At 57.4% G+C, this 1,552-nt stretch carries 2 protein-coding genes; both read left to right on the top strand.

Features of this window, described 5'->3' with window-relative positions:
- Window positions 1-223 precede the first annotated feature (223 nt).
- Entirely contained in the window at window positions 224-1,213 is a 990-nt protein-coding gene (locus ACTG3T_RS00375; RefSeq protein ID WP_439100279.1) for a threonine ammonia-lyase, read from the top strand.
- Window positions 1,214-1,264: 51 nt separating this feature from the next.
- Window positions 1,265-1,552 (top strand): serine dehydratase beta chain (locus ACTG3T_RS00370; protein WP_439100278.1); only part of this gene is annotated, 288 nt, incomplete at its 3' end.

Below are 1,552 nucleotides of genomic sequence, written 5' to 3'. Positions count from 1 at the left end.
TGAGCATTTCGCTTTTGTTCATGTACTTGCGGACTTCCGGCTCGATGCCATTTTCCTGGAGAAGGGCGAGTCCCTTTTTTGAGGAGCCGCAACCCGTGTGATGAATGAGTGTGTATGGCATGGTGTGTATCCTGAGCTCTGATGGGCGCATAATTATTCATCATTGCCCGGGGCAGTAAAAGTATTGTTTCGAAGGTGAGCATGACAATGAACGGACGTTTCTATGAGCACTGATGATTTGCCGTCCTTTGCCGACGTTCAAACCGCGGCAAAGCGATTGCTGGGTCGAGCGACGCGCACGCCCCTCCTGCACAACAGCTTCCTCGATGAGGACACGGGAAGAGATGTATTTTTGAAACCGGAGATGCTCCAGCTTAGCGGCAGCTTCAAGTTCCGCGGCGCTTACAACCGCATCTCACAGCTGACGGCGGAGGAGCGCAAGTCCGGTGTTATCGCCTGGTCGTCTGGTAATCATGCGCAGGGAGTGGCTGCGGCGGCGAAACTCGAAGGCGTCCGTGCACGGATCGTCATGCCCGAGGATGCACCGCGCATCAAGCTCGAAAACACCCGGGCTCTGGGTGCCGAGGTAATTACCTACGATCGCTACAGCGAGGATCGGGAGGCAATCAGTTACGCCCTTTCCGAGCGCGATGGTGGAGTCATTGTTCCTTCCTTTGACGACGCCCACATTATCGCCGGCCAGGGAACGGCCGGTCTTGAAATTTTTGAAGACGCCGCCAAGGGGGGAAGAGCCCTTGATGCGCTGCTTATCTGCTGTGGAGGAGGGGGGCTCACCGCGGGCTGTGTTCTCGCTGCAGAAGCGCTTAGCCCTGATACTGCGATCTTTTGTGTGGAGCCCGAACACTACGATGATCATGCGCGTTCCCTGGCGTCGGGCGAGCGCGAGCGGGCGGATACCTCGCAACCGTCACTATGCGATGCGCTGCTATCGCCGACCCCCGGAGCGATGACCTTTCCCATTAACCAGCGCCGTCTTGCCGGCGGTCTCGTGGTCAGCGACGCCGAGGTGAAAGCCGCCATGCGCTATGCATTCCGGGTTCTGAAGCTCGTGGTAGAGCCCGGTGGGGCAGTTGCTCTGGCAGCACTGCTGTCGGGCAAGCTGGATTCAAGGTACCAGTCGGTAGCGGTGATGCTCAGCGGTGGCAATGTAGATCCGGTGCTGTTTGCAAAGGTTTTAGGGGAAGACGCTTAAGCAGAGCTGACGCCAAGCCGTCAGTCTTTGGAATCATTTAAAGGTGTTGCAGTGAGCATCAGTGCATTCGATTTGTTCAAGGTGGGTATTGGCCCCTCCAGTTCGCACACCGTGGGTCCCATGGTGGCAGCGCAACGTTTTGCCTTTGATCTGCAGAGCGACGGTCATTTGGATACGGTATTGCAGCTGACCGTGGAACTCTTTGGATCCCTGGGTGCTACTGGCGCGGGTCACGGCTCGCCCAAAGCCATTATTCTCGGCTTGATGGGGGAGCATCCTGAGTCAGTAGATGTAGATGCCATCGCAGCTCACGTAGACCGGGTGCGGGAGAGCGGAGAG

The organism is Congregibacter sp. (assembly GCF_965660375.1).
GTDB lineage: Bacteria > Pseudomonadota > Gammaproteobacteria > Pseudomonadales > Halieaceae > Congregibacter.
The sequence above is the reverse complement of the archived record's forward strand: the minus strand, read 5'-3'. Positions and strand labels throughout refer to the sequence as shown.

Excerpts from the sequence above, each read along its gene's own strand:
- ACTG3T_RS00375 (WP_439100279.1), top strand. The coding sequence starts at position 224 with ATGAGCACTGATGATTTGCCGTCCTTTGCCGACGTTCAAACCGCGGCA.